This is a genomic window from Streptomyces sp. NPDC052036, from assembly GCF_040680495.1.
GTDB lineage: Bacteria > Actinomycetota > Actinomycetes > Streptomycetales > Streptomycetaceae > Streptomyces.
On the sequence record NZ_JBFAWW010000009.1, the window covers coordinates 40,994 to 60,961 of the forward strand.

The window sequence follows — 19,968 nt, forward strand, 5'->3', positions numbered from 1 at the left end:
TGTGCTCCGTGATCTTCACGCTAACCCCGACCCGGGGGAAACGGCACGCACCTCCCCTGAAGCGGCATGTGCCCCTTGCCGGGCTCCCCGGGGCGAAGGCACGAAAAACGCCGGGCCCCGCACCTTGCGAAGGTGCGGGGCCCGGCGTCAGCTACGCGTGGTGCCCGCGGCTGCCGTCAGGATCAGACGGCGGCCGGGTCCTCCTCGACGAGGAGGTTGCGGGTGCGGTTCGGGTCGACCGGGATGCCGGGGCCGATCGTGGTGCTGACCGCAGCCTTCTTGATGTAGCGACCCTTGGCGGCCGACGGCTTCAGACGGAGGATCTCCTCCAGCGCGGCGCCGTAGTTCTCCACCAGCTTGGTGTCGTCGAAGGACGTCTTGCCGATGATGAAGTGCAGGTTCGAGTGCTTGTCGACGCGGAACTCGATCTTGCCGCCCTTGATGTCGTTGACAGCCTTGGTGACGTCCGGCGTCACGGTGCCCGTCTTGGGGTTCGGCATCAGACCACGCGGGCCGAGGACACGGCCGAGGCGGCCGACCTTGCCCATGAGGTCCGGGGTGGCGACGACGGCGTCGAAGTCCAGACGGCCCTTCGCCACCTCGTCGATCAGCTCGTCGGCGCCGACGATGTCGGCGCCCGCGGCACGAGCGGCCTCGGCACGGTCACCGGTCGCGAAGACCAGGACCCGGGCGGTCTTACCGGTGCCGTGCGGGAGGTTCACGGTGCCACGGACCATCTGGTCGGCCTTGCGCGGGTCGACACCCAGACGGAAGGCGACCTCGACGGTGCCGTCGAACTTGGACGTGGAGGTCTCCTTGGCGAGACGGACGGCCTCGAGCGGGGCGTACAGCTTCTCCCGGTCGACCTTGGCGTCCGCAGCGCGGAGAGCCTTGCTGCGCTTGCTCACAACTGCTCCTGTGTGTTCTGAAAGGAGTCGTGGTACGGGCCGAGCAGGCCCTGCCACGTGCGGCTTTCTACGGCCGCATGATCTACGAAGGTGGGGTTCAGCCCTCGACCGTGACGCCCATGGAACGCGCGGTACCGGCGATGATCTTCGCCGCGGCGTCCAGGTCGTTGGCATTGAGGTCGGGCAGCTTGGTCTGGGCGATCTCGCGGACCTGCGCCTGGGTGAGCTTGGCGACCTTGGTCTTGTGCGGCTCGCCGGAGCCCTTCTCGATGCCCGCGGCCTTGAGGATCATCTTCGCGGCCGGCGGAGTCTTGGTGATGAAGGTGAAGGAGCGGTCCTCGTAGACCGTGATCTCCACCGGGATGACCCAACCGCGCTGCGACTCGGTCGCGGCGTTGTAGGCCTTGCAGAACTCCATGATGTTGACGCCGTGCTGGCCCAGCGCCGGACCGACCGGCGGGGCCGGGTTGGCTGCGCCGGCCTGGATCTGGAGCTTGATGAGCCCCGTGACCTTCTTCTTCTTGGGAGGCATTGCTCTCTCCGGGTCCTTAGTGAGAGTTTTCGCCATCCGATCCGGATCATCCGGATGGAGGCATACCGCACAACGATAACGGGTACCGCTGCGGGGCCAAAAACCGAGCAGGTCAGACCGGCTTTCGCAGCCTGTCTGACCTGATCGGAAGTGTTCGTACCAGAAGCGGTTAGTTCTTCTGGATCTGGTCGAAGCTCAGCTCGACCGGCGTCTCGCGGCCGAAGATCTCCACGAGGCCCTTGACCTTCTTGGAGTCGGCGTTGATCTCGTTGATGGTCGCCTGCAGCGTGGCGAACGGGCCGTCGGTGACGGTGACCGAGTCGCCGACCTCGAAGTCCAGCACCTGGACCTCGACCTTCCGCTGCGGAGCGGGCTTGCCCTCGGCCTCGGCGGCCTCGCGGGCGGCCTTCTCCTCGGCCTCCGGGGCGAGCATCTTGACGATCTCGTCCAGGGTCAGCGGGTACGGGTCGTAGGCGTTGCCCACGAAGCCGGTGACACCAGGCGTGTTGCGCACGACGCCCCAGGACTCGTTCGTCAGGTCCATGCGCACCAGGACGTAACCCGGGAGCTTGTTCTGGCGAATGGTCTTGCGGTCGCCGTTCTTGATCTGGACGACCTCTTCCTGGGGCACCTCGGCCTGGAAGATGTAGTCCTCGACGTTCAGCGACACGGCGCGCTGTTCGAGGTTGGTCTTCACGCGGTTCTCGTAGCCGGCGTACGTGTGGATCACGTACCACTCGCCGGGCAGCGAGCGCAGCTCCGCACGGAGAGCCTCGACGGGGTCGACCGGAGCGGTCTCCTCCTCGTCGGCGGCCGCGGCGGTCTCGTCCTCGTCGGCGGCCGCGGCGGTCTCGTCCTCGTCGGCGGCCGCGGCGGTCTCGTCCTCGTCGGCGGCCTCGACGGTCTCGTCCTCGTCGGCGCTCTCGACGGTCTCGTCCTCGACCACGACGCGCACGGCGGCCTCCTCGGCCGACTCCCCCGCCTCGGCTTCGGCAGCCTCGAACTCGTCCTGCTCGTCCGCGCCCTCGACGATGTCGAGCTCGTCATCCACGGACTCGGCGGACTCGCCGCGTGGCTCAACGGCGTCGTTCAGGTTCGGGTCAGACACGGTGGCTGCTTCTTCCTGGATACATAGGGGTGGAACACGCGAAAGGGACGCCGGGTACCTCGGCGTCCTTCGCTCTCGGCTCAGCCGAAGACGTACTTGGCGGCGTGGTTGAGCCCATAGTCAATCAGAGTCACCAGGGCGATCATGATCGCGACGAAGAAGATCACCACAGTGGTGTACGACGTCAGCTGGTTCCTCGTCGGCCAGACGACCTTGCGGAGTTCCGCGACGATCTGGCGGTAGAAGAGGGCAAGGCGCTTCAGCGGGCCCTTCTTGGCTCGCTTGCCACCCTTGCGGGACTTCTTCTTCGACTCCTGCAGCTCGTCCTGGGCGTCAGGCATGTCGATGGAGCCCACGGCGTCCGTCACTCGTCCTCACCTGATTCCCGGGTCGTGGCCGTGCCGCGCCCGGTGGAGCCGCACGGCGAGTGCAATACATACGTACTGTGCGCACACTTCCTGGTCGGGGAGTGTGTAGCAGGGCCGGAGGGACTTGAACCCCCAACCGCTGGTTTTGGAGACCAGTGCTCTACCAATTGAGCTACGACCCTTCGGTTGTACCCCAACGTACCGCATCCGGCCGGGTGCTCGGTGTGCACCGGCGCGATCGCTGCCGCTGGAGGCCAACGAGGTGAGAGTGTACGTGGTCCGCGGCCGGTCGTCGAACAGAAAGTGCCCGTAAGGACTTTGTCCGTCGAAGATCGGCCAGGCCATCACGTGAGATCCGGACTGGTGTCCGATCGTCGGTCCGCTCCGGTTCAGTCTGTGAAACCCCCGTGCCGCGGGCGTTTCCGGTCTGAAACGATGGGTTCCATGAGCCCTGCAACCCCTCCCACCGAGCGTCGGGTCTCCGCCCGGATCGGCGCGATCTCCGAGTCCGCCACCCTCGCCGTGGACGCCAAGGCCAAGGCCCTCAAGGCCGCCGGGCGCCCAGTGATCGGCTTCGGCGCCGGTGAGCCCGACTTCCCGACTCCGGAGTACATCGTCGAGGCGGCCGTCGAGGCCTGCAAGAACCCGAAGTACCACCGCTACACGCCGGCCGGCGGCCTGCCCGAGCTGAAGAACGCCATCGCCGCGAAGACGCTGCGCGACTCCGGCTACGAGGTGGACGCCTCGCAGGTCCTGGTCACCAACGGCGGCAAGCAGGCCATCTACGAGGCCTTCGCCGCGATCCTCGACCCGGGCGACGAGGTGATCGTCCCCGCGCCGTACTGGACGACGTACCCCGAGTCGATCCGGCTGGCCGGCGGTGTCCCGGTGGAGGTCGTGGCGGACGAGACGACCGGCTACCGCGTCTCCGTCGAGCAGCTGGAGGCGGCGCGCACGGAGAAGACGAAGGTCGTGCTCTTCGTGTCCCCGTCCAACCCGACCGGCGCGGTGTACACGGAGGCCGAGACCGAGGCCATCGGCCGCTGGGCCGTGGAGCACGGCCTGTGGGTGCTGACCGACGAGATCTACGAGCACCTGGTCTACGGCGACGCGACCTCCGTGTCCCTGCCGGCCCTCCTGCCCGAGCTGCGCGACAAGTGCATCGTGGTCAACGGCGTCGCCAAGACGTACGCCATGACGGGCTGGCGTGTGGGCTGGATCATCGGCCCCAAGGACGTGGTGAAGGCGGCGACGAACCTGCAGTCGCACGCCACGTCCAATGTGTCGAACGTCGCACAGGTGGCGGCCCTGGCGGCCGTGTCGGGCGACCTGGAGGCGGTCGCGAAGATGCGCGAGGCCTTCGACCGGCGCCGCAGGACCATCGTGCGGATGCTGAACGAGATCGACGGCGTGCTCTGCCCCGAGCCGGAGGGCGCGTTCTACGCGTACCCGTCGGTGAAGGCGCTGCTCGGCAAGGAGATCCGCGGCAGGCGTCCGCAGAACAGCGTGGAGCTGGCCGCGGTGATCCTGGAGGAGGCCGAGGTCGCGGTCGTCCCTGGCGAGGCCTTCGGCACCCCCGGCTATCTGCGGCTGTCCTACGCCCTCGGTGACGAGGACCTGGTCGAGGGCGTGAGCCGGATCCAGAAGCTGCTGGCGGAGGCCCGGGACTGACGTCCGGCGGGACGCACACCTCAAGGGGGCGCAGGGGAGACATCCCTCGGCGCCCCCTTCGTCCGTCCATCGTCCGTCCATCGTCCGTCCGTTGTTTGTGCGAGCAAGACCACGTCCGGGGAAACCGCTACCGGGACGCCCAGGACGTGCGGCAGGATCCTGGGATGGAGCACGTACGTGATGTCTCTGAGCTGCCGAAGGCCCACCTCCATCTGCACTTCACCGGGTCGATGCGGCCCGCCACCCTCCTGGAACTGGCCGACAAGTACGGCGTACGGCTGCCCGAGGCCCTGATCGAGGCGCTGGTCAGCGGGGAGCCGCCCCGGCTGCGGGCGACGGACGAGCGGGGCTGGTTCCGCTTCCAACGGCTGTACGACGCGGCGCGCTCGTGCCTGCGGGAGCCGGAGGACATCCGGCGGCTGGTACGGGAGGCCGCGGAGGAGGACATCAGGGACGGGTCGAGATGGCTGGAGATCCAGGTCGACCCGACGTCCTACGCACCACGCCTGGGCGGTCTGATCCCGGCGCTGGAGATCATCCTGGACGCGGTGGACTCGGCCATGCGGGAGACCGGCCTCGGGATGCGCGTCCTGGTCGCCGCGAACCGGATGAAGCACCCCCTGGACGCCCGCACCCTGGCGCGCCTGGCGGTGCGCCACCGGGACCGCGGGGTGGTGGGCTTCGGCCTGTCGAACGACGAACGCCGGGGCATGGCCCGGGACTTCGACCGCGCCTTCGCCATCGCCCGCGACGGCGGGCTGCTGTCGGCCCCGCACGGCGGCGAGCTGACCGGACCGTCCTCGGTACGCGACTGCCTGGACGACCTGCACGCCGACCGGGTGGGCCACGGGGTGCGCGCGGCGGAGGACCCGCGGCTCCTGAAGCGCTTGGCGGACCGCGGGGTGACCTGCGAGGTGTGCCCGGCGTCGAACGTCGCGCTCGGCGTCTACGAGAAGCCCGAGGACGTCCCCCTGCGAAAACTGTTCGACGCGGGCGTCCCGATGGCCCTGGGCGCGGACGACCCGCTGCTGTTCGGCTCGCGCCTCGCGGCCCAGTACGAGATCGCCCGCCGCGACCACGGCTTCACGGACGCCGAACTGGCGGAACTGGCACGGCAGTCGCTGCGCGCGTCCGCGGCGCCCGAGGACGAGAAGGCGAGGCTGCTGGCGGGCGTAGACGCGTGGCTGGCGGGTCCGGGGGCCTGACGGAGGTGTGACTCGGCGCGGGCGGCGCGGGGCGGCGCGGTGACGGAAGGCTGCCGCCCCGGCCGCTGGGGCGCGCCGTCGGCGAGGGTTCTGGGGCCGGTCAGGAGGGGCCCTGGGGGCCCGGGGCCGAGGGGCTCTCCGTGCTCCCCGGGCTGGTGATCCCGCTGAGCAGCGTCCGGGCGAGGCGGTGTGCGAAGTCGTCCACGGGCGGCCGCGCACCGGTCGCCGTCGCGTCGTAGGCGAACGCGCGCTGCGCGCAGGCACCGAGGAGGAGCGACGCGGCCGCGAAGGTGTCCGCGTCGGCGCGGAGGCGCCCAGCCGCCCGCTCGGCCTCCAGATAGGCGGCGACGCCCTCGATGGGCACGTGCGGCCCCGCTCCCATCTGCCGCATCGCCTCGTCGTGCCGCCGCTTGAGCTGGGTCTCCGCGTAGAGCGAGGCCGCGATCGGAAAGCTCTGCTCGTAGAAGAGGGCCGCCCGGCGGGCGATCTCGGTGAGGTTCTCCTCCAGGGTGCGCTGCCCGGGCTCTGCGGCGAGACTGCGCAGCAGCGGGGTGAGCCGCGGCAGGCGCTCGTGCAGGACCTGGATGAACAGCTCCTCCTTGCTCGGGAAGTACTTGTACAGCGCCGCTTCGGAGCAGCCGGCCGCCCTGGCGATCTCCTTGGTGGTGGCCCGGGCGAGCCCGACGGTGAGCATCAGGTCGTGTGCGGCGTCGAGGATTCGGACCCGGGCCGGCTTCGGCTGCGTCTGCTGCATGGGCACCAAGGATTCCATGAACGGCCCAAAAGGGTTGACGGGTGGGTGAGTGCTTACCCACCCTGGAGGACAGCAAGGTGAGTAAGCACTCACCCACTCACAGCAGCGTACGCATTACGGGAGTACGGGAGTACCCAATGAAGCTCACCGTTTTCGGTGCCACCGGTGGCATCGGTCAGGAGATCGTGCGGCAGGCGCTGAACGCGGGGCACGAGGTCACCGCGGTGGTCCGGGATCCGGCGCGGCTCACCGTGACGGGGGCGAACCTGACGGTGGTCCGGGCCGACCTGTCCGCCCCCGAGACGGTCCGCCCTGCCGTCGCCGGCCGCGACGCGGTGCTGTCCGGGCTCGGCGCGCGCAGCCGCAAGGACGCCGGGGTCGCCACCCGGCTGACCCGCACGGTGCTGAACGCCATGGAGGCGGAGGGGGTCCGTCGGCTGCTCGTGGTCAGCGCCGGACCGGTCGGCCCCGAGGCCGAGGGGGACGGAGTGCTGGACCGCTCCCTGCGCGGGCTCGTCTCGGCACTGCTCAAGGACGTCTACGCCGACCTGCGGGAGATGGAGGCCGCGCTGGCGGGCAGTGCCACGGACTGGACGGTCGTACGCCCGCCCCGCCTGCAGAACAAGCCGCTCACCGGCTCCTACCGCACGGTCGTCGGCGGCTTCCCGCGCCGGGGCCGCCTCATCGCGCGCGCCGACGTGGCCCACGCGATGCTGGCGATGGCCGAAGACCCGGGGACGGTGAAGCAGGGGGTGGGGGTGGCTTATTGAGGGGGCCAAATCAGGGCCCCTCAGCGCCCATCAAGACCCATCAGGGCCTCTTAGGGGCAGCGGCCAGGGCGGCTACTGGTGGGGCCTACCTGGGCGGAGGCGCCTCAGAGGCTCACGCCCACCGTCACCGGCTCGTTGACCAGCGTGACCCCGAAGGCCTCGTGGACTCCGGCGACGACCTCGCGAGCCAGGGCCAGCAGGTCCTCGGTGGTCGCGCCGCCGCGGTTGGTGAGGGCGAGCGTGTGCTTGGTGGAGATGCGGGCGGGCCCGGTGCCGTAGCCCTTGGTGAAGCCCGCCTTGTCGATGAGCCAGGCCGCCGAGGTCTTGGTGTGGCCGTCGCCCGCCGCGTACGCGGGCGGCTGCGCCTCCTCGCCCAGCCGCTCCTTCACGCGCGCGTGGAAGGCGGCGAACTCCTCGTCCGTGAGGATCGGGTTGGTGAAGAAGGAGCCCGCCGACCAGGTGTCGTGGTCCTCGGGATCCAGCACCATGCCCTTCCCCGCACGCAGCTTGAGGACGGTCTCACGGGCGACGGCCAGCGGCACGCGCTCACCCGGCTCGACCCCGAGGGCGCGGGCCGTCTCGGCGTACTTGACCGGGCCCGACAGTCCCTGCGCGTCCTCCAGCGCGAAGCGGACACGCAGGACGACATAGCGCTCGGGGTCGGCCTTGAAGCCGCTGTGGCGGTACGAGAACGCGCACTCGGCGTTCGTCAGCGTGACCGTCTCGCCCGCCGTGCGGTCGTAGGCGATCACCTCGGTGATGGTGGAGGAGACCTCCTGGCCGTACGCCCCCACGTTCTGGATCGGGGTGGCACCCGCGGAACCGGGGATTCCGGCGAGGCACTCGATCCCGGCGAGTCCGGCCTCGACGGTGCGGGCGACCGCGTCGGTCCACACCTCGCCGGCGGCCAGCTCCAGCGTCGTGCCGTCGAGCGAGAAGCCCTTCGTGGCGATGTGCAGGGCGGTGCCGTCGAAGCCCTTGTCACCGATGACCAGGTTGGATCCGCCGCCGATCAGCAGCAGCGGGGTGCCGGAGTCGTCGGCCTCACGGACCGCCGCGATCACCTCGGCGTCGGTGGTGGCGGTGATCAGACGGGTCGCGGGCCCGCCCAGCCGGAAGGTGGTCAGCGGGGCGAGCGGAGCATCGTGGAGTTCCTGCACGCGCCAAGACTACGAGACGGCACCGACAGCCCCGACACACCCGTACGCGGTCCACGTACGGGTGCACGAAGCGCCGGAACGCGGCTTCGGCCGCCACCGTGAGGTGCGGCCGGCCGTCGGTGAGGGCCCTCAGGCCAGTCGTACGACCGCCCGGGACATGCCCAGCACCTTCTGGCCCGCACTGGTCGCCGTGAGGTCGACGCGGACGGTCTGGTCGTCGAGCTTGGCCGCGACCTTGCCGCTGACCTCGACGACAGCGCCCTGGTCGTCGTTGGGGACGACGACAGGCCGGGTGAAGCGGACGCCGTACTCGACGACGGCGCCCGGGTCGCCCACCCAGTCGGTCACCACACGGGCGGCCTCGGCCATGGTGAACATGCCGTGCGCGATGACGTCCGGCAGGCCCACCTCCTTGGCGAACTTCTCGTTCCAGTGGATGGGGTTGAAGTCCCCGGAGGCCCCGGCGTACTGCACGAGCGTGGCACGGGTGACGGGGAAGGTCTGCGTCGGCAGCTCGGTGCCGACCTCGACGGTGTCGTACGCGATCTTCGCGGTCATGCGCGCCCTGCCTCCTCTTCCGCCGCCCGGGCCACGAGCTTGGTCCAGGCGGTCACCACGTGCTCGCCGGCCTCGTCGTGGACCTCGCCGCGGATGTCCAGGACGTCGTTGCCGGCCAGCGACTTGATCGACTCGATGGTCGAGGTGACGCTCAGCCGGTCACCGGCCCGCACCGGGCGGGTGTACGTGAACTTCTGGTCACCGTGCACGACCCGGCTGTAGTCGAGGCCCAGTTGGGGGTCCTGGACGACCTGGCCCGCGGCCTTGTACGTGATCGCGAAGACGAAGGTCGGCGGGGCGATCACATCGGAGTGACCGAGTTCCTTGGCGGCCTCCGGGTCGGTGTAGGCCGGGTTGGCGTCCCCGATCGCCTCCGCGAACTCGCGGATCTTCTCCCGACCCACCTCGTAGGGGTCGGTGGGCGGGTAGGACCGCCCCACGAAGGACTGGTCGAGCGCCATGGGCTCGGTACCTCCTGGTTGTTCTACGGGATCTGGCCCGGTACGGGATCCGGTCCGGTACGGGGTCGGTGGGCCGATACGCCCCATTGTGGCGCCGGCTCGGCAGAACCCGTGGTTCCGGCCGCCGTAACGCCGCGAGGCCGTCCCCATAACAGGGGACGGCCTCGCGTACGAGCCTGATTTATCGCGTCTCGCGGTGCGCGGTGTGCGCGTTGCAACGCGGGCAGTGCTTCTTCATCTCAAGACGGTCCGGGTTGTTACGCCGGTTCTTCTTGGTGATGTAGTTCCGCTCCTTGCACTCCACGCAGGCCAGCGTGATCTTCGGGCGGACGTCGGTGGCAGCCACGTGAGTGCTCCTTGACGAACGGATTGACGAAATGAAATTAACGCAAGAAAGAGTAGCCGATCGAAGGACCGACCCCGCAATCGGCTACTGTAAGTAGCGGTGACCGGACTTGAACCGGTGACACAGCGATTATGAGCCGCTTGCTCTACCGACTGAGCTACACCGCTGCGATGCGATCGGGCCCCGCCTTGCGACGGGAGCCTCTCACACCAGAGCCCCAAAACGGAATCGAACCGTTGACCTTCTCCTTACCATGGAGACGCTCTGCCGACTGAGCTATTGGGGCGAGCGATGAAGACATTACACGGTCGCCCGCCGTTCGCCCAAATCCATTGCCCGGCCCGCCTCAGCAGCCCCTTCGCCCCCCACAGCGGCAAGCACCACACCGGTACGACTATTGCGCTCCTCCCCGTCCCGGCCCGGTCGTCACCCTAGGCTCGACTCACTCTCCGTGATCTTGCCTCCGGTGCGCAGCCGCCCCGAACCCCAGGAGCGCGATGCCCGACAGCCGACCGCAGCCGCCCCGTTCGTCGCCCTCGTCGTCGGGACCGGCCGACGCGAACCCCCTCCTGCTCTGCGGAGCGCGGCTCACCGACGGGCGGACGGTGGACGTGCGGCTGGGCGGCGGGCGCATCGAGGCCGTCGGCACGGCGGGCAGCCTGACCTCGGGAGCGGCCGGCACCCGCGTCGACCTCCGCGGCTATCTGCTGCTCCCGGCCCCTGCCGAACCCCACGCGCACGGGGACACGGCGCTGTCCGCGGACGGCGACGACGGGCCCGTGTCGCACCACCCCGACGAGGTCCAGCGGCGTGCCACCGAGGCCGCACTGCTCCAGCTGGGGCACGGTGCCACGGCATTGCGCTCCCACGTGCGCATCGGCGATGTCCAGGGCCTGGAGGGGCTGGCGGCGGTCCTGCGGGCGCGGCGCTCACTGAGCGGGCTCGCCGAGCTGACGACGGTGGCGATGCCCCGGGTGCTGACCGGGGCCGCCGGGGCGGACGGACTGGCGATACTGCGGGACGCGGTCAAGATGGGCGCGGCCGTGGTGGGCGGCCGCCCGGACACGGATCCCGACCCCACGGGGTACGTGGAGACAGTCCTCGAACTGGCCTCCGAGTACGGCTGTCCGGTCGATCTGCACACGGACGCCGACGACCCGGCACGGCTCATCCGGATCGCGACGATGGCGGGCGGACTGCGGCCCGGGGTGACGCTGGGCCCGTGCGGCGGCCTGGGGCGGCTCCCGGCGGCGACGGCCGCCCGCGCCGCGGACCGGCTCGCCGCCGCCGGGGTGACGATCGTCTGTCTGCCCCAGGGCGGCTGCGGCGGCGTCGAACGGCGCGACACCGCTCCGGTACGGCTGCTGCGGTCGGCCGGGGTGCGGGTGGCTGCGGGCAGCGGGGCGCTCAGGGACATGGCCAACCCGGTGGGGCGAGGGGACCCCCTGGAGGCGGCGTATCTGCTGGCGTCGCGGTACGGGCTCCGTCCCGAAGAGGCGTACGACCTGGTGAGCACGTCGGCGCGGGCCGCGCTCGGGCTGCCGGAGGTGCGCGTCGAGGCGGGATTCCCGGCGGAGCTCCTCGCCGTGCGCGGCGAGGAGCTGGCAGGGGTGCTGTCGCTCGCGTACAGCCGGATCGTGGTGCACCGGGGACGCGTGGTCGCTCGTACGAGCGCGGTACGGGAGTACTGCGGCTCCGCGGCGGTGGCCCTGGACCTGCCGCGCCAGGGGCGGGCCCAGCCGTCGTGACCGCGGCCCCACGGCGTGCGCGTTACGGTTGAGGATCGTCGGAGGCCGTACGCGCCATGACGGAGCGTCAGTGCAGTGAGTGACGTCTGCGACGCCTGTGTTGAGCCGTACGGACGCCTGTGTTGAGCCGTACATGAACGTCGGTATCGAGCCGTGGACGAAGGTCGGTATCGAGCCGCGTGTGAGGTCGTGCGGCAAAGGAGCCCCTGCGGGCGTACGGTCGGAAACATGCGCATTGTCATCGCTGGTGGTCATGGTCAGATCGCGCTGCGGCTGGAGCGGTTGCTCGCCGCGCGCGGTGACGAGGTCGCGGGAATCATCCGGCGCGCGGAACAGGCCGACGATCTGCGCGCGGCGGGCGCCGAACCCGTCGTCTGCGACCTGGAGTCGGCCTCGGTCGAGGAGGTCGCCGGGCGCCTGGAGGGGGCCGACGCGGCCGTCTTCGCGGCGGGCGCCGGTCCGGGCAGTGGCGCGGAGCGCAAGTTCACGGTGGACCGGGACGCGGCGATCAAGCTCGCGGACGCGGCGGAACGCGCGGGCGTACGCCGTTTCGTCCTCGTCTCCTCGATGGGCGCGGACCCGGAGCACCCGGGCGACGAGGTCTTCGACGTGTACCTGCGGGCCAAGGGCGAGGCCGACGCGTACGTGCGCGCCCACCAGTCCCTGGACTGGACGATCCTGCGCCCCGGCTCACTGACGAGCGATGCCGGCAAGGGCCTCGTACGTCTGGAGGCCCACACCGGCCGTGGCACGATCCCCCGGGACGACGTGGCGGCGCTCCTCGCGGAACTCGTCGACACACCCGCGACAGCCGGTCTGACCCTGGAACTGATCAGCGGCTCGACCCCCGTGTCGGTGGCGGTGAAGTCCGTGGCGGGGAACTGAGGGTCCCCCTGACGTCTCAGAAGAGCGGCAGCTGACCGGGGAACTCCGGTACGACGTATCCGTCCAGCGTGGGTTGGGCGGCGCCGGCCTGCGCGAGCCGACGGGACCCGGGGCACGAGACGAGCGCCCCGTCGGCGCGCGCCCCCGGCGGATCGTGCCGCGCGAACCGCCCCGCGACGACGGCGATCTCCCGACGGCACTCGGGACAAGTCCTACGGGGCGACGACATGGCCTCAGCGTACGAGAACCCGGCCGGACACAGCGGGCAGCCGATACGGGGCCGCGGGCCCCGGGTCAGCCGACGTAGGACGCGCCCCGGCTCTCGTCCATCGCGTGCTCGATCCGCAACCGCATGGTGGGGTGTACGTCCAGACCCGGGAGGTCCCCCGGGTCGACCCAGCGGACCTGTGTCGTCTCCGAACTGGTCCGCAGCCGCCCGCCGACCGGCCGCGCCCAGAAGCAGAGACTGAACTGCTGGCGGACCTCTCCGTCGTCGTACCGCATGACGTGCCCCGGATCGGTGTAGATCCCGCTGAGGCCGGCGACCTCCACCTCGATCCCGGTCTCCTCCCGCACCTCCCGGACCACGGTGTCCGCGATGGTCTCCCCGATGTCGTGCCCACCGCCCGGCAACGCCCAACGGCCGTTGTCCGACCGCTGGATCATCAGCACCCGCCCGGTTCCGTCCCGCACGAAGGCCACGACCGAAGGCACGACGGAGTTGGCGGGCGGGGCGTCCGGATCATGCAGATAGTCGATACGACCCATGGCTCGGCTCCCGGGGGCAACGGCGACGAACGGGTACCTGCTCGCCCTTCGAGCGGCGAGACGGCCGACCGAAGCACGCCTTCCGACGATAACCACGACACCCCCACGCCCCGGCTCCCCGCACACCGAACGGCCCGCCTCGTGCCGCTTCCCGGCTCAAGCTCACCGACCTCGCAACGGCACCCCGTGAGACAACTCACCCGACTGCCACGACGACCACAGGCCGATCGTCCCGCACATGAAGAAACCCCCTCTGATCTGCTTTTTCACAGATCAGAGGGGGTCTACCCCAGTGTGGCGGCGCCAGGATTCGAACCTGGGAAGGCGAAGCCGGCAGATTTACAGTCTGCTCCCTTTGGCCGCTCGGGCACACCGCCGGGGATTGCCGCCCTGGAGCCGATTTTCGCGGTGCTCCCTGGCAACGACGTAAACGATACCTGATGCGCGGGGGTACTTCGCCACCCCATAGATCGGCGCCCTGAGCGGGATGGGATGACTAGGCTTAAGCGGATGCGGCCCGGGGTTGAAGCCGGGCCAGGCGGACGCGCTCCCGCACGCCGATACGCACCCCGATCCATCCCGATGCAAGGAGCCACAGGACATGGCCGACTCCAGTTTCGACATCGTCTCGAAGGTCGAGCGGCAGGAGGTCGACAACGCCCTCAACCAGGCCGCCAAGGAGATCTCGCAGCGCTACGACTTCAAGAACGTCGGCGCCTCGATCGCCTGGTCCGGCGACAAGATCCTGATGCAGGCCAACTCCGAGGACCGGGTGAAGGCCGTCCTCGACGTCTTCGAGTCGAAGCTGGTCAAGCGCGGGATCTCCCTGAAGTCCCTGGACACCGGCGAGCCGCAGCTCTCCGGCAAGGAGTACAAGATCTTCGCGTCGATCGAGGAGGGCATCTCCCAGGAGAACGCGAAGAAGGTGGCGAAGATCATCCGCGACGAGGGCCCGAAGGGCATCAAGGCGCAGGTGCAGGGCGACGAACTGCGTGTCACCTCGAAGAGCCGCGACGACCTGCAGACCGTGATCGCCCTGCTGAAGGGCAAGGACTTCGACTTCGCTCTGCAGTTCGTGAACTACCGGTAGGCCTCTGCCGCCTGTCGTTCTGTACGAGGGAGGGTGGACGCCCCGTGCAGGGGTGCCCACCCTTCTCCGCTGCCGGCTGCGGCTTCAAGGGCTTTGGTCAGCGTCGTGCAACGCCGTTCAGCGCCGTGAGTCGCCGAACAGGACGCGGTAGATGATCAGCAGCACCAGGGAGCCGCCGATCGCGGCCGCCCAGGTCGGGCCGTCGTAGAAGTGCTTGGTGATCGGGTGGTGGAGCCAGCGGGCGGAGATCCAGCCGCCGATGAACGCTCCCGCGACACCGATGAGGGTCGTGCCGATGAAGCCGCCGGGGTCCTTGCCCGGCAGCAGAAACTTCGCGATGGCGCCTGCCAACAGCCCCAGAATGATCCAGCCGACGATGCCCATGGCCTGAACCTGCCTCTCCACGCTGTGCCTGTGCTGCTGTGCTCCTGCTCCGGCCGGGCCGTGTCCATGCGCTGACGCCGCCGTCCGATGCTGCTGGTCGCACAATTTCCTGCGGTCGTGCCCGTCATCGGGGAGGACGCCCCCGGGTCTTCGACGGTTGCGGCTCGGTAGGGTGCGCCCATGACACGGTCGGGGGCGCACCAGCCCGCTGAGGTGGGATTGCGCCGGACCCTCGGACTGGGTGACGCCATCGTCATCGGCCTGGGAGCGATGGTCGGGGCCGGGATCTTCGCCGCTCTCGCCCCGGCGGCGCGCGCGGCCGGGTCCGGGCTGCTGCTCGGGCTGGCGGTCGCGGCCGTGGTCGCCTACTGCAACGCGGCGTCCTCGGCCCGGCTGGCCGCCCTGTATCCCGCCTCGGGCGGCACCTACGTGTACGGGCGGGAGCGGCTCGGCGCGTTCTGGGGGTATCTGGCGGGCTGGTCGTTCGTGGTCGGGAAGACCGCGTCCTGCGCGGCCATGGCACTCACCGTGGGCGCATACGTCTGGCCGGGGCAGGCGCACGCGGTGGCGGTCGCGGCCGTGCTGGCGCTCACCGCCGTGAACTACGGCGGCATGCAGAAGTCGGCCCTGCTGACGCGGGTGATCGTGGCGCTGGTCCTGGCTGTCCTCGCTTCCGTGGTCGTCGTGTGTCTCGGGTCCGGGGCGGCCGACGCGGCGCGGCTCGACGTGGGCCACTCGGGCGGCGCCGCCGGGGTGCTGCAGGCGGCCGGGCTGCTCTTCTTCGCGTTCGCCGGGTACGCGCGGATCGCCACCCTGGGCGAGGAGGTCCGGGATCCGGAGCGCACCATCCCGCGCGCGATCCCGCTGGCGCTGGGCATGGCGCTGGTGGTGTACGTGGCGGTGGCTGTCGCTGTCCTTTCCGTGCTGGGTCCTGAAGGGCTGGGGCATGCGGAGGCGCCGCTGACGGACGCGGCGCGGGCGGCGGGCGTGCCCGGGCTCGTCCCGGTGGTGCGGGTGGGCGCCGCGGTGGCCGCGCTGGGCTCGTTGCTGGCGCTCATCCTGGGTGTCTCGCGGACGACACTGGCCATGGCCAGGGACCGACATCTGCCGGGCGCCCTGGCAGCCGTGCACCCACGCTTCCAGGTGCCGCACCGGGCCGAACTGACCGTCGGTGCCGTGGTGGCCGCGCTCGCCGCGACGGTGGATGTCCGGGGCGCGATCGGTTTCTCCTCCTTCGGGGTTCTGGCGTACTACGCGATCGCCAACGCGTCCGCCTGGACGCTGAGTCCGGCGCCGGCTTCGCGCGTCGTACCGGCTATCGGGCTCGTCGGCTGCATCACCTTGGCGTTCGCGCTGCCCGCCGTGTCGGTGGGTGTGGGCGCGGGGGTGCTGGTGCTGGGCGTGGTGGCCTACGGGGTACGGCGGTGGGGTGCCACGCGGTAGCCACCACCGCGTCGGAGGGGACGGCCTGGCGGTGGCGGGAGCCGCCGGAAGTCGCCGACGTGGGGTGCGGGGGCGCCCGCTCACACCGCCTGTGCGGTGCCCGTACGTATCGGGAAGTCCGGCCATGGGGCCAGGTCCGCGCCGTCGTGGGACTCCTCGTACCAGCCCGTGCCGTCGAGCCACGTCCGGAGCCACTCCGTGAGGGCGGGGGCGTCCACGTACCAGGCGTGGTCGGCCTCGTCGGCGTTCGGCTCGTAGAGCAGGACCGTGCCGTGCGGGGTGCGGCAGTCCACGCACGCGTACATTCCGCAGCCCCAGTGGGATATCGGCAGGACACCCTCGGGCCAGGGCCACTCGGGGTCCTTGCGGCCGCTCTCGCGGTTGGCGAGGTACTGCGGGACGGCGGCCGGCTCGCTGGAGGGAGGGCTGTCGAGCAGGGGCAAAAGACCGTACCCAGGGCCGAATCCGCCGTCCCCTATCCGCAGATACAACTCGGCGAGGAGCGGCGGCAGGGAAAAGCCCAGGGCCCCCTCGGCACGGGCGAGTGCCGCCCTTTCCACGGGCTCGGGCAGCAAAGACCAGCCCCATGGGCGGGTGTTGCGGGCCTGGTCCGCCACCCTCTCCAGCAACTGCTCGATCTCGGTCATAGGTTCATGATGCAGGGCACCACTGACAATCGGGCGGCCTGTGGAAAACCCCCGCCCGCCGCGACACCGAACTGACACCGATACGAAAGACAGCGATGCCGAACGGGATCGTCTCGGTACCTTCCTGATCGCGCTACAAGGCCGTTGCGGTTCCGCCTGAACGCCTGACCAGCTGATACTTGTCTTGGCAGGGAGTGCCGACGGAGCGACCTGGAGGGGTACCGATCATGAAGCTGATCAACCTGCTACTGAACATCCTATGGCTGTTCTTGTGTGGCATCTGGATGGCGCTGGGCTACCTGATCGCCGCGCTGATCTGCTTCATCCTGATCGTCACCATCCCGTTCGGCGTTGCGTCGCTGCGTATCGCCGGCTTCGTCCTGTGGCCGTTCGGCCGCACCACTGTGGAGCGGCCGGACGCCGGGGCGCCGTCCTTCATCGGCAACGTGATCTGGGTGGTCTTCGCGGGTTGGTGGCTGGCCCTGGGGCACCTGATCACCAGCATCCCGCTGTTCCTCTCGATCATCGGCATTCCGTTCGGGTGGGCCAACCTGAAACTGATCCCCATCTCTCTTATGCCGCTGGGACGTGAAGTAGTACCCAGTGACCAGGGATTCGGCGGTCGTTGAGGCCCAGACTCCGAGTGCGACAGACTGCCCGTTCGGAATCACGACGATCTCTTCGCTGACAAGATCCCGATTGGCGATCAGGCCGGCGGGGTGGAGCTCCCGGGCGGCAACAGCGACACGCTCCGCTCGATTGCCCGTGTCTGGGACACCATGGGCACCGAGCTGACTTGCCGACGCCCTCGATAGCGACGTCCACCGGCTTCCTCTCCGACCTCGTCGCGAACACGGCAGTGGCCGCACGCATCAGCAGGATCGTGGACCTGGTGAAGCTCTTCACCTCGGCCGCCGAGAAGGTGGCGTCCTGCTGGAGCGGTTCGGCGCGCTCACCGAGGAAGGGGCGGCGGCGCCGGCCGAGGGCGGTCGGCAAGGTCCTCGGCGGCGAGGGCCGGGTCGGCAGCGCGGTCAACGGCTCGCTGGGCAACATCAGCGGCGGCCTCACGGCTGACGTGTGGAACCACCAGGACCGGCGCGACTATCGGATGGGACGCGGCGACGAACGCTGCGACCGGACCGGTCGGAAATGCCGCCACCGACGCCCACTTCCATCACGTGGAGGAACACGGCAGCCTCGGCGGCGAAAACCTCAGCGACAGGGGCAAGCTCGCCGACGGCGCGTGCAAGGACTCCGTCAGTACCGGCCTCAACACGGCGGTCTACGCGGCGGACTCCGGTATCGAGTCGGATTTCCAGAACCTGGCCGAGGACGTCGAGAAAGCGGGCGAGTGATCCGTGCACGGTGAGCTCGGGGACGCCTGGCAGGGGTCGCGCACAACAACCCGAACTACGACCCAGGCTGGGGCCCCTTCTTTGCGGCGCTCATCGTGATCGCAGGGTGCGCGATCGTCATTGCCGGTGGGGTCGTGTCCAGCGGCATGCGGCGCCTCGAAGGCCGGAGGAAATGGGGCGATCACGCGATTGGGCCGGTGATCCTCACGATCGGCCTTGCCTTCGCCGGCCTTGGCGTCTGGCTGCTGTGAGCGTGTGACGTCGGGCGACCTGGGCCCCGGACCATTCCCCTACTGCGACAGCACCCGAGGCGGCTCCAGGGTCAGCAGGCATTGGCCCGAACATGCCGAGCCGCTAGGACACCCGCGACGAACCCGGCGAACGCCTCCTCGTCCGCTGCCGCAACCGGCGCGCAACCGTCTGTCCGGCCTGCTCCCGCCTCCACGCCGGAGACACCTTCCACCTCGTTCGCGCGGGCCTCCTCGGCGGCAAAAGTATTCCCGGCTCGGTCCGCCCCGGCCCCGGTTCTTCGTCACCCTGACCTCCCCGTTCTTCGGCCCTGTCCACAGCAGTGGGGAAGCATGCCGCCCACGCGCTGTGGCACGCACACACCTCCAAGCTCTGGCACCGGTCCGTCATCGACGTCCGGCGGCGTGTCGCTTCCTCGGTCGGCCTCGTACAGTCCCGCTTCGCCGCCCGGCATGCCCGGCGGCCTTTCGCTCGCGTCGCCGCAGGAGTCGCTGAAGACCTGGCTACCGGCCGCAAATTGGTGCGGGAGGCAGCGGCTGAGGGGCGCGGGCGTTCACTGCTGGCGGCCTGCCATCTGTTCGAGCCGGGCGATGCGCTCCGCCATCGGCGGATGCGTGGAGAACATCTTGGTGATTCCCTCGCCCGGACGGAAGGGGTTGGCGATCATCATGTGGCTCGCGGTCTCGATGCGCGGCTCGGGCGGCAGCGGGAGCTGCCTGGTGCCCGCCTCGAGCTTGCGCAGGGCGCTCGCGAGCGCGAGGGGGTCGCCGGTCAGCTGGGCACCGGAGGCATCCGCCTGGTACTCCCTGGAGCGGCTGATGGCCAGCTGGATGAGGGACGCGGCAAGCGGGCCCAGGATCATGATCAGGAGCAGGCCGAGGAGGCCCGGGCCCTCGTCGTCGTCCGACCGGCCGATCGGGATCAGCCAGGCGAAGTTCACCAGGAACATGATCACGGAAGCGAGCGCTCCGGCGACCGACGAGATCAGGATGTCGCGGTTGTAGACATGGCTCAGCTCGTGCCCGATGACACCGCGCAGTTCACGCTCGTCGAGGATGCGCAGGATGCCTTCGGTGCAGCACACGGCCGCGTTGCGCGGATTGCGGCCCGTCGCGAACGCGTTCGGCGCCTCCGTCGGCGAGATGTAGAGCCGCGGCATGGGCTGACGCGCCTGGTTGGACAGCTCACGGACCATGCGGTACAGCCCCGGGGCCTCGAATTCGCTCACCGGGCGCGCACGCATCGCGCGTAGAGCCAGTTTGTCGCTGTTCCAGTACGCGTACGCATTGGTGCCGATCGCTACGAGGACCGCGACGATCAGGCCCGTACGCCCGAAGAGGCTGCCGATGACGATGATGAGTGCGGACAGCCCCCCGAGGAGTACTGCGGTCCTGAGCCCGTTGTGCCGGCGGTGCACGGTACGCCCTCCAAGTGGTGCGGCAGGGGAACCCTTTGTCTGCGGATGCTGCTGACTCCACTTCTCAGTGGACCCTCCCGCACTGGTCAACGCCAGGCGGGGACCGCGAGTTCCCTTGTGCCGGCACCGGGACGCGTAGGC

Annotated in this window: 23 protein-coding genes, 4 tRNA genes and 1 pseudogene; 10 read left to right on the forward strand and 18 right to left on the reverse strand. The window is 69.9% G+C overall.

Features of this window, described 5'->3' with window-relative positions:
* Positions 1-182: 182 nt before the first annotated feature.
* The 5 genes from rplA to AB0L95_RS15375 form a co-directional block, all read right to left on the reverse strand.
* Entirely contained in the window at positions 183-908 is a 726-nt protein-coding gene (gene rplA / locus AB0L95_RS15355) for a 50S ribosomal protein L1 (protein ID WP_365161976.1), read from the reverse strand.
* 97 nt (positions 909-1,005) lie between these two features.
* Positions 1,006-1,440 (reverse strand): 50S ribosomal protein L11, encoded by a 435-nt coding sequence (rplK, locus tag AB0L95_RS15360; protein ID WP_365161978.1) that lies wholly within the window; start codon positions 1,438-1,440, stop codon positions 1,006-1,008.
* 169 nt (positions 1,441-1,609) lie between these two features.
* Complete coding sequence (gene nusG / locus AB0L95_RS15365) at positions 1,610-2,548, reverse strand: transcription termination/antitermination protein NusG (protein WP_365161980.1); 939 nt, start codon at positions 2,546-2,548, stop codon at positions 1,610-1,612.
* A gap of 80 nt (positions 2,549-2,628) precedes the next feature.
* Positions 2,629-2,916, reverse strand: coding sequence for a preprotein translocase subunit SecE (secE, locus tag AB0L95_RS15370; RefSeq protein ID WP_311696799.1), 288 nt, complete (start codon positions 2,914-2,916; stop codon positions 2,629-2,631).
* Positions 2,917-3,025: 109 nt separating this feature from the next.
* Positions 3,026-3,098: transfer RNA gene (locus AB0L95_RS15375), tRNA-Trp, on the reverse strand.
* 262 nt (positions 3,099-3,360) lie between these two features.
* On the opposite strand from AB0L95_RS15375, the gene AB0L95_RS15380 reads away from it, so the two are divergent.
* Positions 3,361-4,587 carry a pyridoxal phosphate-dependent aminotransferase gene (locus AB0L95_RS15380; RefSeq protein ID WP_365161982.1) on the forward strand — a complete coding sequence of 409 codons (1,227 nt, stop codon included), beginning with the start codon at positions 3,361-3,363 and terminating at the stop codon, positions 4,585-4,587.
* A 164-nt stretch (positions 4,588-4,751) separates the two neighbouring features.
* Positions 4,752-5,792: an adenosine deaminase gene (locus AB0L95_RS15385; protein WP_365161984.1), complete on the forward strand. Its 1,041-nt coding sequence runs from the start codon at positions 4,752-4,754 to the stop codon at positions 5,790-5,792.
* A 100-nt stretch (positions 5,793-5,892) separates the two neighbouring features.
* On the opposite strand, the gene AB0L95_RS15390 is transcribed toward AB0L95_RS15385, so the two are convergent.
* Positions 5,893-6,546, reverse strand: a complete 654-nt coding sequence (locus tag AB0L95_RS15390) for a TetR/AcrR family transcriptional regulator (protein WP_365161986.1) — start codon at positions 6,544-6,546, stop codon at positions 5,893-5,895.
* A gap of 137 nt (positions 6,547-6,683) precedes the next feature.
* On the opposite strand from AB0L95_RS15390, the gene AB0L95_RS15395 reads away from it, so the two are divergent.
* Entirely contained in the window at positions 6,684-7,316 is a 633-nt protein-coding gene (locus tag AB0L95_RS15395; protein WP_365161988.1) for an SDR family oxidoreductase, read from the forward strand.
* 104 nt (positions 7,317-7,420) lie between these two features.
* Here the strand turns inward: AB0L95_RS15395 and AB0L95_RS15400 are convergent, their stop codons facing one another.
* The 6 genes from AB0L95_RS15400 to AB0L95_RS15425 all read right to left on the reverse strand — a co-directional run bounded on the left by AB0L95_RS15400 (position 7,421) and on the right by AB0L95_RS15425 (position 10,127).
* Positions 7,421-8,476 (reverse strand): UDP-N-acetylmuramate dehydrogenase, encoded by a 1,056-nt coding sequence (locus tag AB0L95_RS15400; RefSeq protein WP_365161990.1) that lies wholly within the window; start codon positions 8,474-8,476, stop codon positions 7,421-7,423.
* A 129-nt stretch (positions 8,477-8,605) separates the two neighbouring features.
* Positions 8,606-9,034, reverse strand: coding sequence for a MaoC family dehydratase (locus AB0L95_RS15405; protein ID WP_365161992.1), 429 nt, complete (start codon positions 9,032-9,034; stop codon positions 8,606-8,608).
* Positions 9,031-9,495, reverse strand: a complete 465-nt coding sequence (locus tag AB0L95_RS15410) for a MaoC family dehydratase N-terminal domain-containing protein (RefSeq protein WP_365161994.1) — start codon at positions 9,493-9,495, stop codon at positions 9,031-9,033. The genes AB0L95_RS15405 and AB0L95_RS15410 overlap by 4 nt, the downstream gene beginning before the upstream one ends.
* Before the next feature lie 181 nt (positions 9,496-9,676).
* A complete protein-coding gene (rpmG, locus tag AB0L95_RS15415; RefSeq protein WP_003948671.1) occupies positions 9,677-9,841 on the reverse strand; it encodes a 50S ribosomal protein L33 in 165 nt (54 codons plus the stop codon).
* Positions 9,842-9,935: 94 nt separating this feature from the next.
* Positions 9,936-10,008 (reverse strand) — tRNA-Met (locus tag AB0L95_RS15420).
* 46 nt (positions 10,009-10,054) lie between these two features.
* Positions 10,055-10,127: transfer RNA gene (locus AB0L95_RS15425), tRNA-Thr, on the reverse strand.
* A gap of 211 nt (positions 10,128-10,338) precedes the next feature.
* On the opposite strand from AB0L95_RS15425, the gene AB0L95_RS15430 reads away from it, so the two are divergent.
* Together AB0L95_RS15430 and AB0L95_RS15435 are read left to right on the forward strand one after the other, a co-directional pair.
* Positions 10,339-11,589: an amidohydrolase family protein gene (locus AB0L95_RS15430; RefSeq protein WP_365161996.1), complete on the forward strand. Its 1,251-nt coding sequence runs from the start codon at positions 10,339-10,341 to the stop codon at positions 11,587-11,589.
* A 228-nt stretch (positions 11,590-11,817) separates the two neighbouring features.
* Positions 11,818-12,474, forward strand: coding sequence for an SDR family oxidoreductase (locus AB0L95_RS15435; protein WP_365161998.1), 657 nt, complete (start codon positions 11,818-11,820; stop codon positions 12,472-12,474).
* A gap of 16 nt (positions 12,475-12,490) precedes the next feature.
* Here AB0L95_RS15435 and AB0L95_RS15440 read toward each other — a convergent pair whose 3' ends face one another.
* From AB0L95_RS15440 to AB0L95_RS15450, 3 genes are all read right to left on the reverse strand, one after another.
* A complete protein-coding gene (locus AB0L95_RS15440) occupies positions 12,491-12,703 on the reverse strand; it encodes a hypothetical protein (RefSeq protein WP_365162000.1) in 213 nt (70 codons plus the stop codon).
* 65 nt (positions 12,704-12,768) lie between these two features.
* The gene (locus tag AB0L95_RS15445; protein ID WP_365162002.1) at positions 12,769-13,242 is read right to left on the reverse strand and encodes an NUDIX domain-containing protein; all 474 of its coding nucleotides are present in this window, start codon (positions 13,240-13,242) and stop codon (positions 12,769-12,771) included.
* A gap of 295 nt (positions 13,243-13,537) precedes the next feature.
* Positions 13,538-13,619: transfer RNA gene (locus AB0L95_RS15450), tRNA-Tyr, on the reverse strand.
* 224 nt (positions 13,620-13,843) lie between these two features.
* Here AB0L95_RS15450 and AB0L95_RS15455 point away from each other — a divergent pair.
* Complete coding sequence (locus AB0L95_RS15455; RefSeq protein WP_365162004.1) at positions 13,844-14,332, forward strand: YajQ family cyclic di-GMP-binding protein; 489 nt, start codon at positions 13,844-13,846, stop codon at positions 14,330-14,332.
* 117 nt (positions 14,333-14,449) lie between these two features.
* Here AB0L95_RS15455 and AB0L95_RS15460 read toward each other — a convergent pair whose 3' ends face one another.
* Entirely contained in the window at positions 14,450-14,716 is a 267-nt protein-coding gene (locus tag AB0L95_RS15460) for a GlsB/YeaQ/YmgE family stress response membrane protein (RefSeq protein WP_365162258.1), read from the reverse strand.
* A 180-nt stretch (positions 14,717-14,896) separates the two neighbouring features.
* Between AB0L95_RS15460 and AB0L95_RS15465 the strand changes: the two genes are divergently transcribed.
* Positions 14,897-16,159, forward strand: coding sequence for an APC family permease (locus AB0L95_RS15465; RefSeq protein WP_365162006.1), 1,263 nt, complete (start codon positions 14,897-14,899; stop codon positions 16,157-16,159).
* An 80-nt stretch (positions 16,160-16,239) separates the two neighbouring features.
* Here the strand turns inward: AB0L95_RS15465 and AB0L95_RS15470 are convergent, their stop codons facing one another.
* Positions 16,240-16,806, reverse strand: a complete 567-nt coding sequence (locus tag AB0L95_RS15470) for an SMI1/KNR4 family protein (protein ID WP_365162009.1) — start codon at positions 16,804-16,806, stop codon at positions 16,240-16,242.
* A gap of 227 nt (positions 16,807-17,033) precedes the next feature.
* Here AB0L95_RS15470 and AB0L95_RS15475 point away from each other — a divergent pair, with 227 nt between their 5' ends.
* The 3 genes and pseudogenes from AB0L95_RS15475 to AB0L95_RS15485 form a co-directional block, all read left to right on the forward strand.
* Positions 17,034-17,435, forward strand: a complete 402-nt coding sequence (locus AB0L95_RS15475; protein ID WP_365162011.1) for a YccF domain-containing protein — start codon at positions 17,034-17,036, stop codon at positions 17,433-17,435.
* Between the two features lie 549 nt (positions 17,436-17,984).
* Positions 17,985-18,161, forward strand: coding sequence for a hypothetical protein (locus AB0L95_RS15480; RefSeq protein ID WP_365162013.1), 177 nt, complete (start codon positions 17,985-17,987; stop codon positions 18,159-18,161).
* A gap of 418 nt (positions 18,162-18,579) precedes the next feature.
* Positions 18,580-18,702, forward strand: a pseudogene (locus tag AB0L95_RS15485) (replication initiator); the annotation flags it as partial.
* 261 nt (positions 18,703-18,963) lie between these two features.
* Here the strand turns inward: AB0L95_RS15485 and htpX are convergent.
* Entirely contained in the window at positions 18,964-19,827 is an 864-nt protein-coding gene (gene htpX / locus AB0L95_RS15490) for a zinc metalloprotease HtpX (protein WP_365162015.1), read from the reverse strand.
* Positions 19,828-19,968: the final 141 nt, after the last annotated feature.

Coding starts and splice junctions, on each gene's coding strand:
- rplK (WP_365161978.1), bottom strand. CDS start 1,440: ATGCCTCCCAAGAAGAAGAAGGTCACGGGGCTCATCAAGCTCCAGATC.
- AB0L95_RS15440 (WP_365162000.1), bottom strand. CDS start 12,703: ATGTCGTCGCCCCGTAGGACTTGTCCCGAGTGCCGTCGGGAGATCGCC.
- AB0L95_RS15390 (WP_365161986.1), bottom strand. CDS start 6,546: ATGCAGCAGACGCAGCCGAAGCCGGCCCGGGTCCGAATCCTCGACGCC.
- AB0L95_RS15385 (WP_365161984.1), top strand. CDS start 4,752: ATGGAGCACGTACGTGATGTCTCTGAGCTGCCGAAGGCCCACCTCCAT.
- AB0L95_RS15475 (WP_365162011.1), top strand. CDS start 17,034: ATGAAGCTGATCAACCTGCTACTGAACATCCTATGGCTGTTCTTGTGT.
- AB0L95_RS15430 (WP_365161996.1), top strand. CDS start 10,339: ATGCCCGACAGCCGACCGCAGCCGCCCCGTTCGTCGCCCTCGTCGTCG.
- AB0L95_RS15395 (WP_365161988.1), top strand. CDS start 6,684: ATGAAGCTCACCGTTTTCGGTGCCACCGGTGGCATCGGTCAGGAGATC.
- AB0L95_RS15455 (WP_365162004.1), top strand. CDS start 13,844: ATGGCCGACTCCAGTTTCGACATCGTCTCGAAGGTCGAGCGGCAGGAG.
- AB0L95_RS15445 (WP_365162002.1), bottom strand. CDS start 13,242: ATGGGTCGTATCGACTATCTGCATGATCCGGACGCCCCGCCCGCCAAC.
- AB0L95_RS15460 (WP_365162258.1), bottom strand. CDS start 14,716: ATGGGCATCGTCGGCTGGATCATTCTGGGGCTGTTGGCAGGCGCCATC.
- AB0L95_RS15435 (WP_365161998.1), top strand. CDS start 11,818: ATGCGCATTGTCATCGCTGGTGGTCATGGTCAGATCGCGCTGCGGCTG.
- AB0L95_RS15410 (WP_365161994.1), bottom strand. CDS start 9,495: ATGGCGCTCGACCAGTCCTTCGTGGGGCGGTCCTACCCGCCCACCGAC.
- AB0L95_RS15405 (WP_365161992.1), bottom strand. CDS start 9,034: ATGACCGCGAAGATCGCGTACGACACCGTCGAGGTCGGCACCGAGCTG.
- AB0L95_RS15465 (WP_365162006.1), top strand. CDS start 14,897: ATGACACGGTCGGGGGCGCACCAGCCCGCTGAGGTGGGATTGCGCCGG.
- AB0L95_RS15380 (WP_365161982.1), top strand. CDS start 3,361: ATGAGCCCTGCAACCCCTCCCACCGAGCGTCGGGTCTCCGCCCGGATC.
- AB0L95_RS15470 (WP_365162009.1), bottom strand. CDS start 16,806: ATGACCGAGATCGAGCAGTTGCTGGAGAGGGTGGCGGACCAGGCCCGC.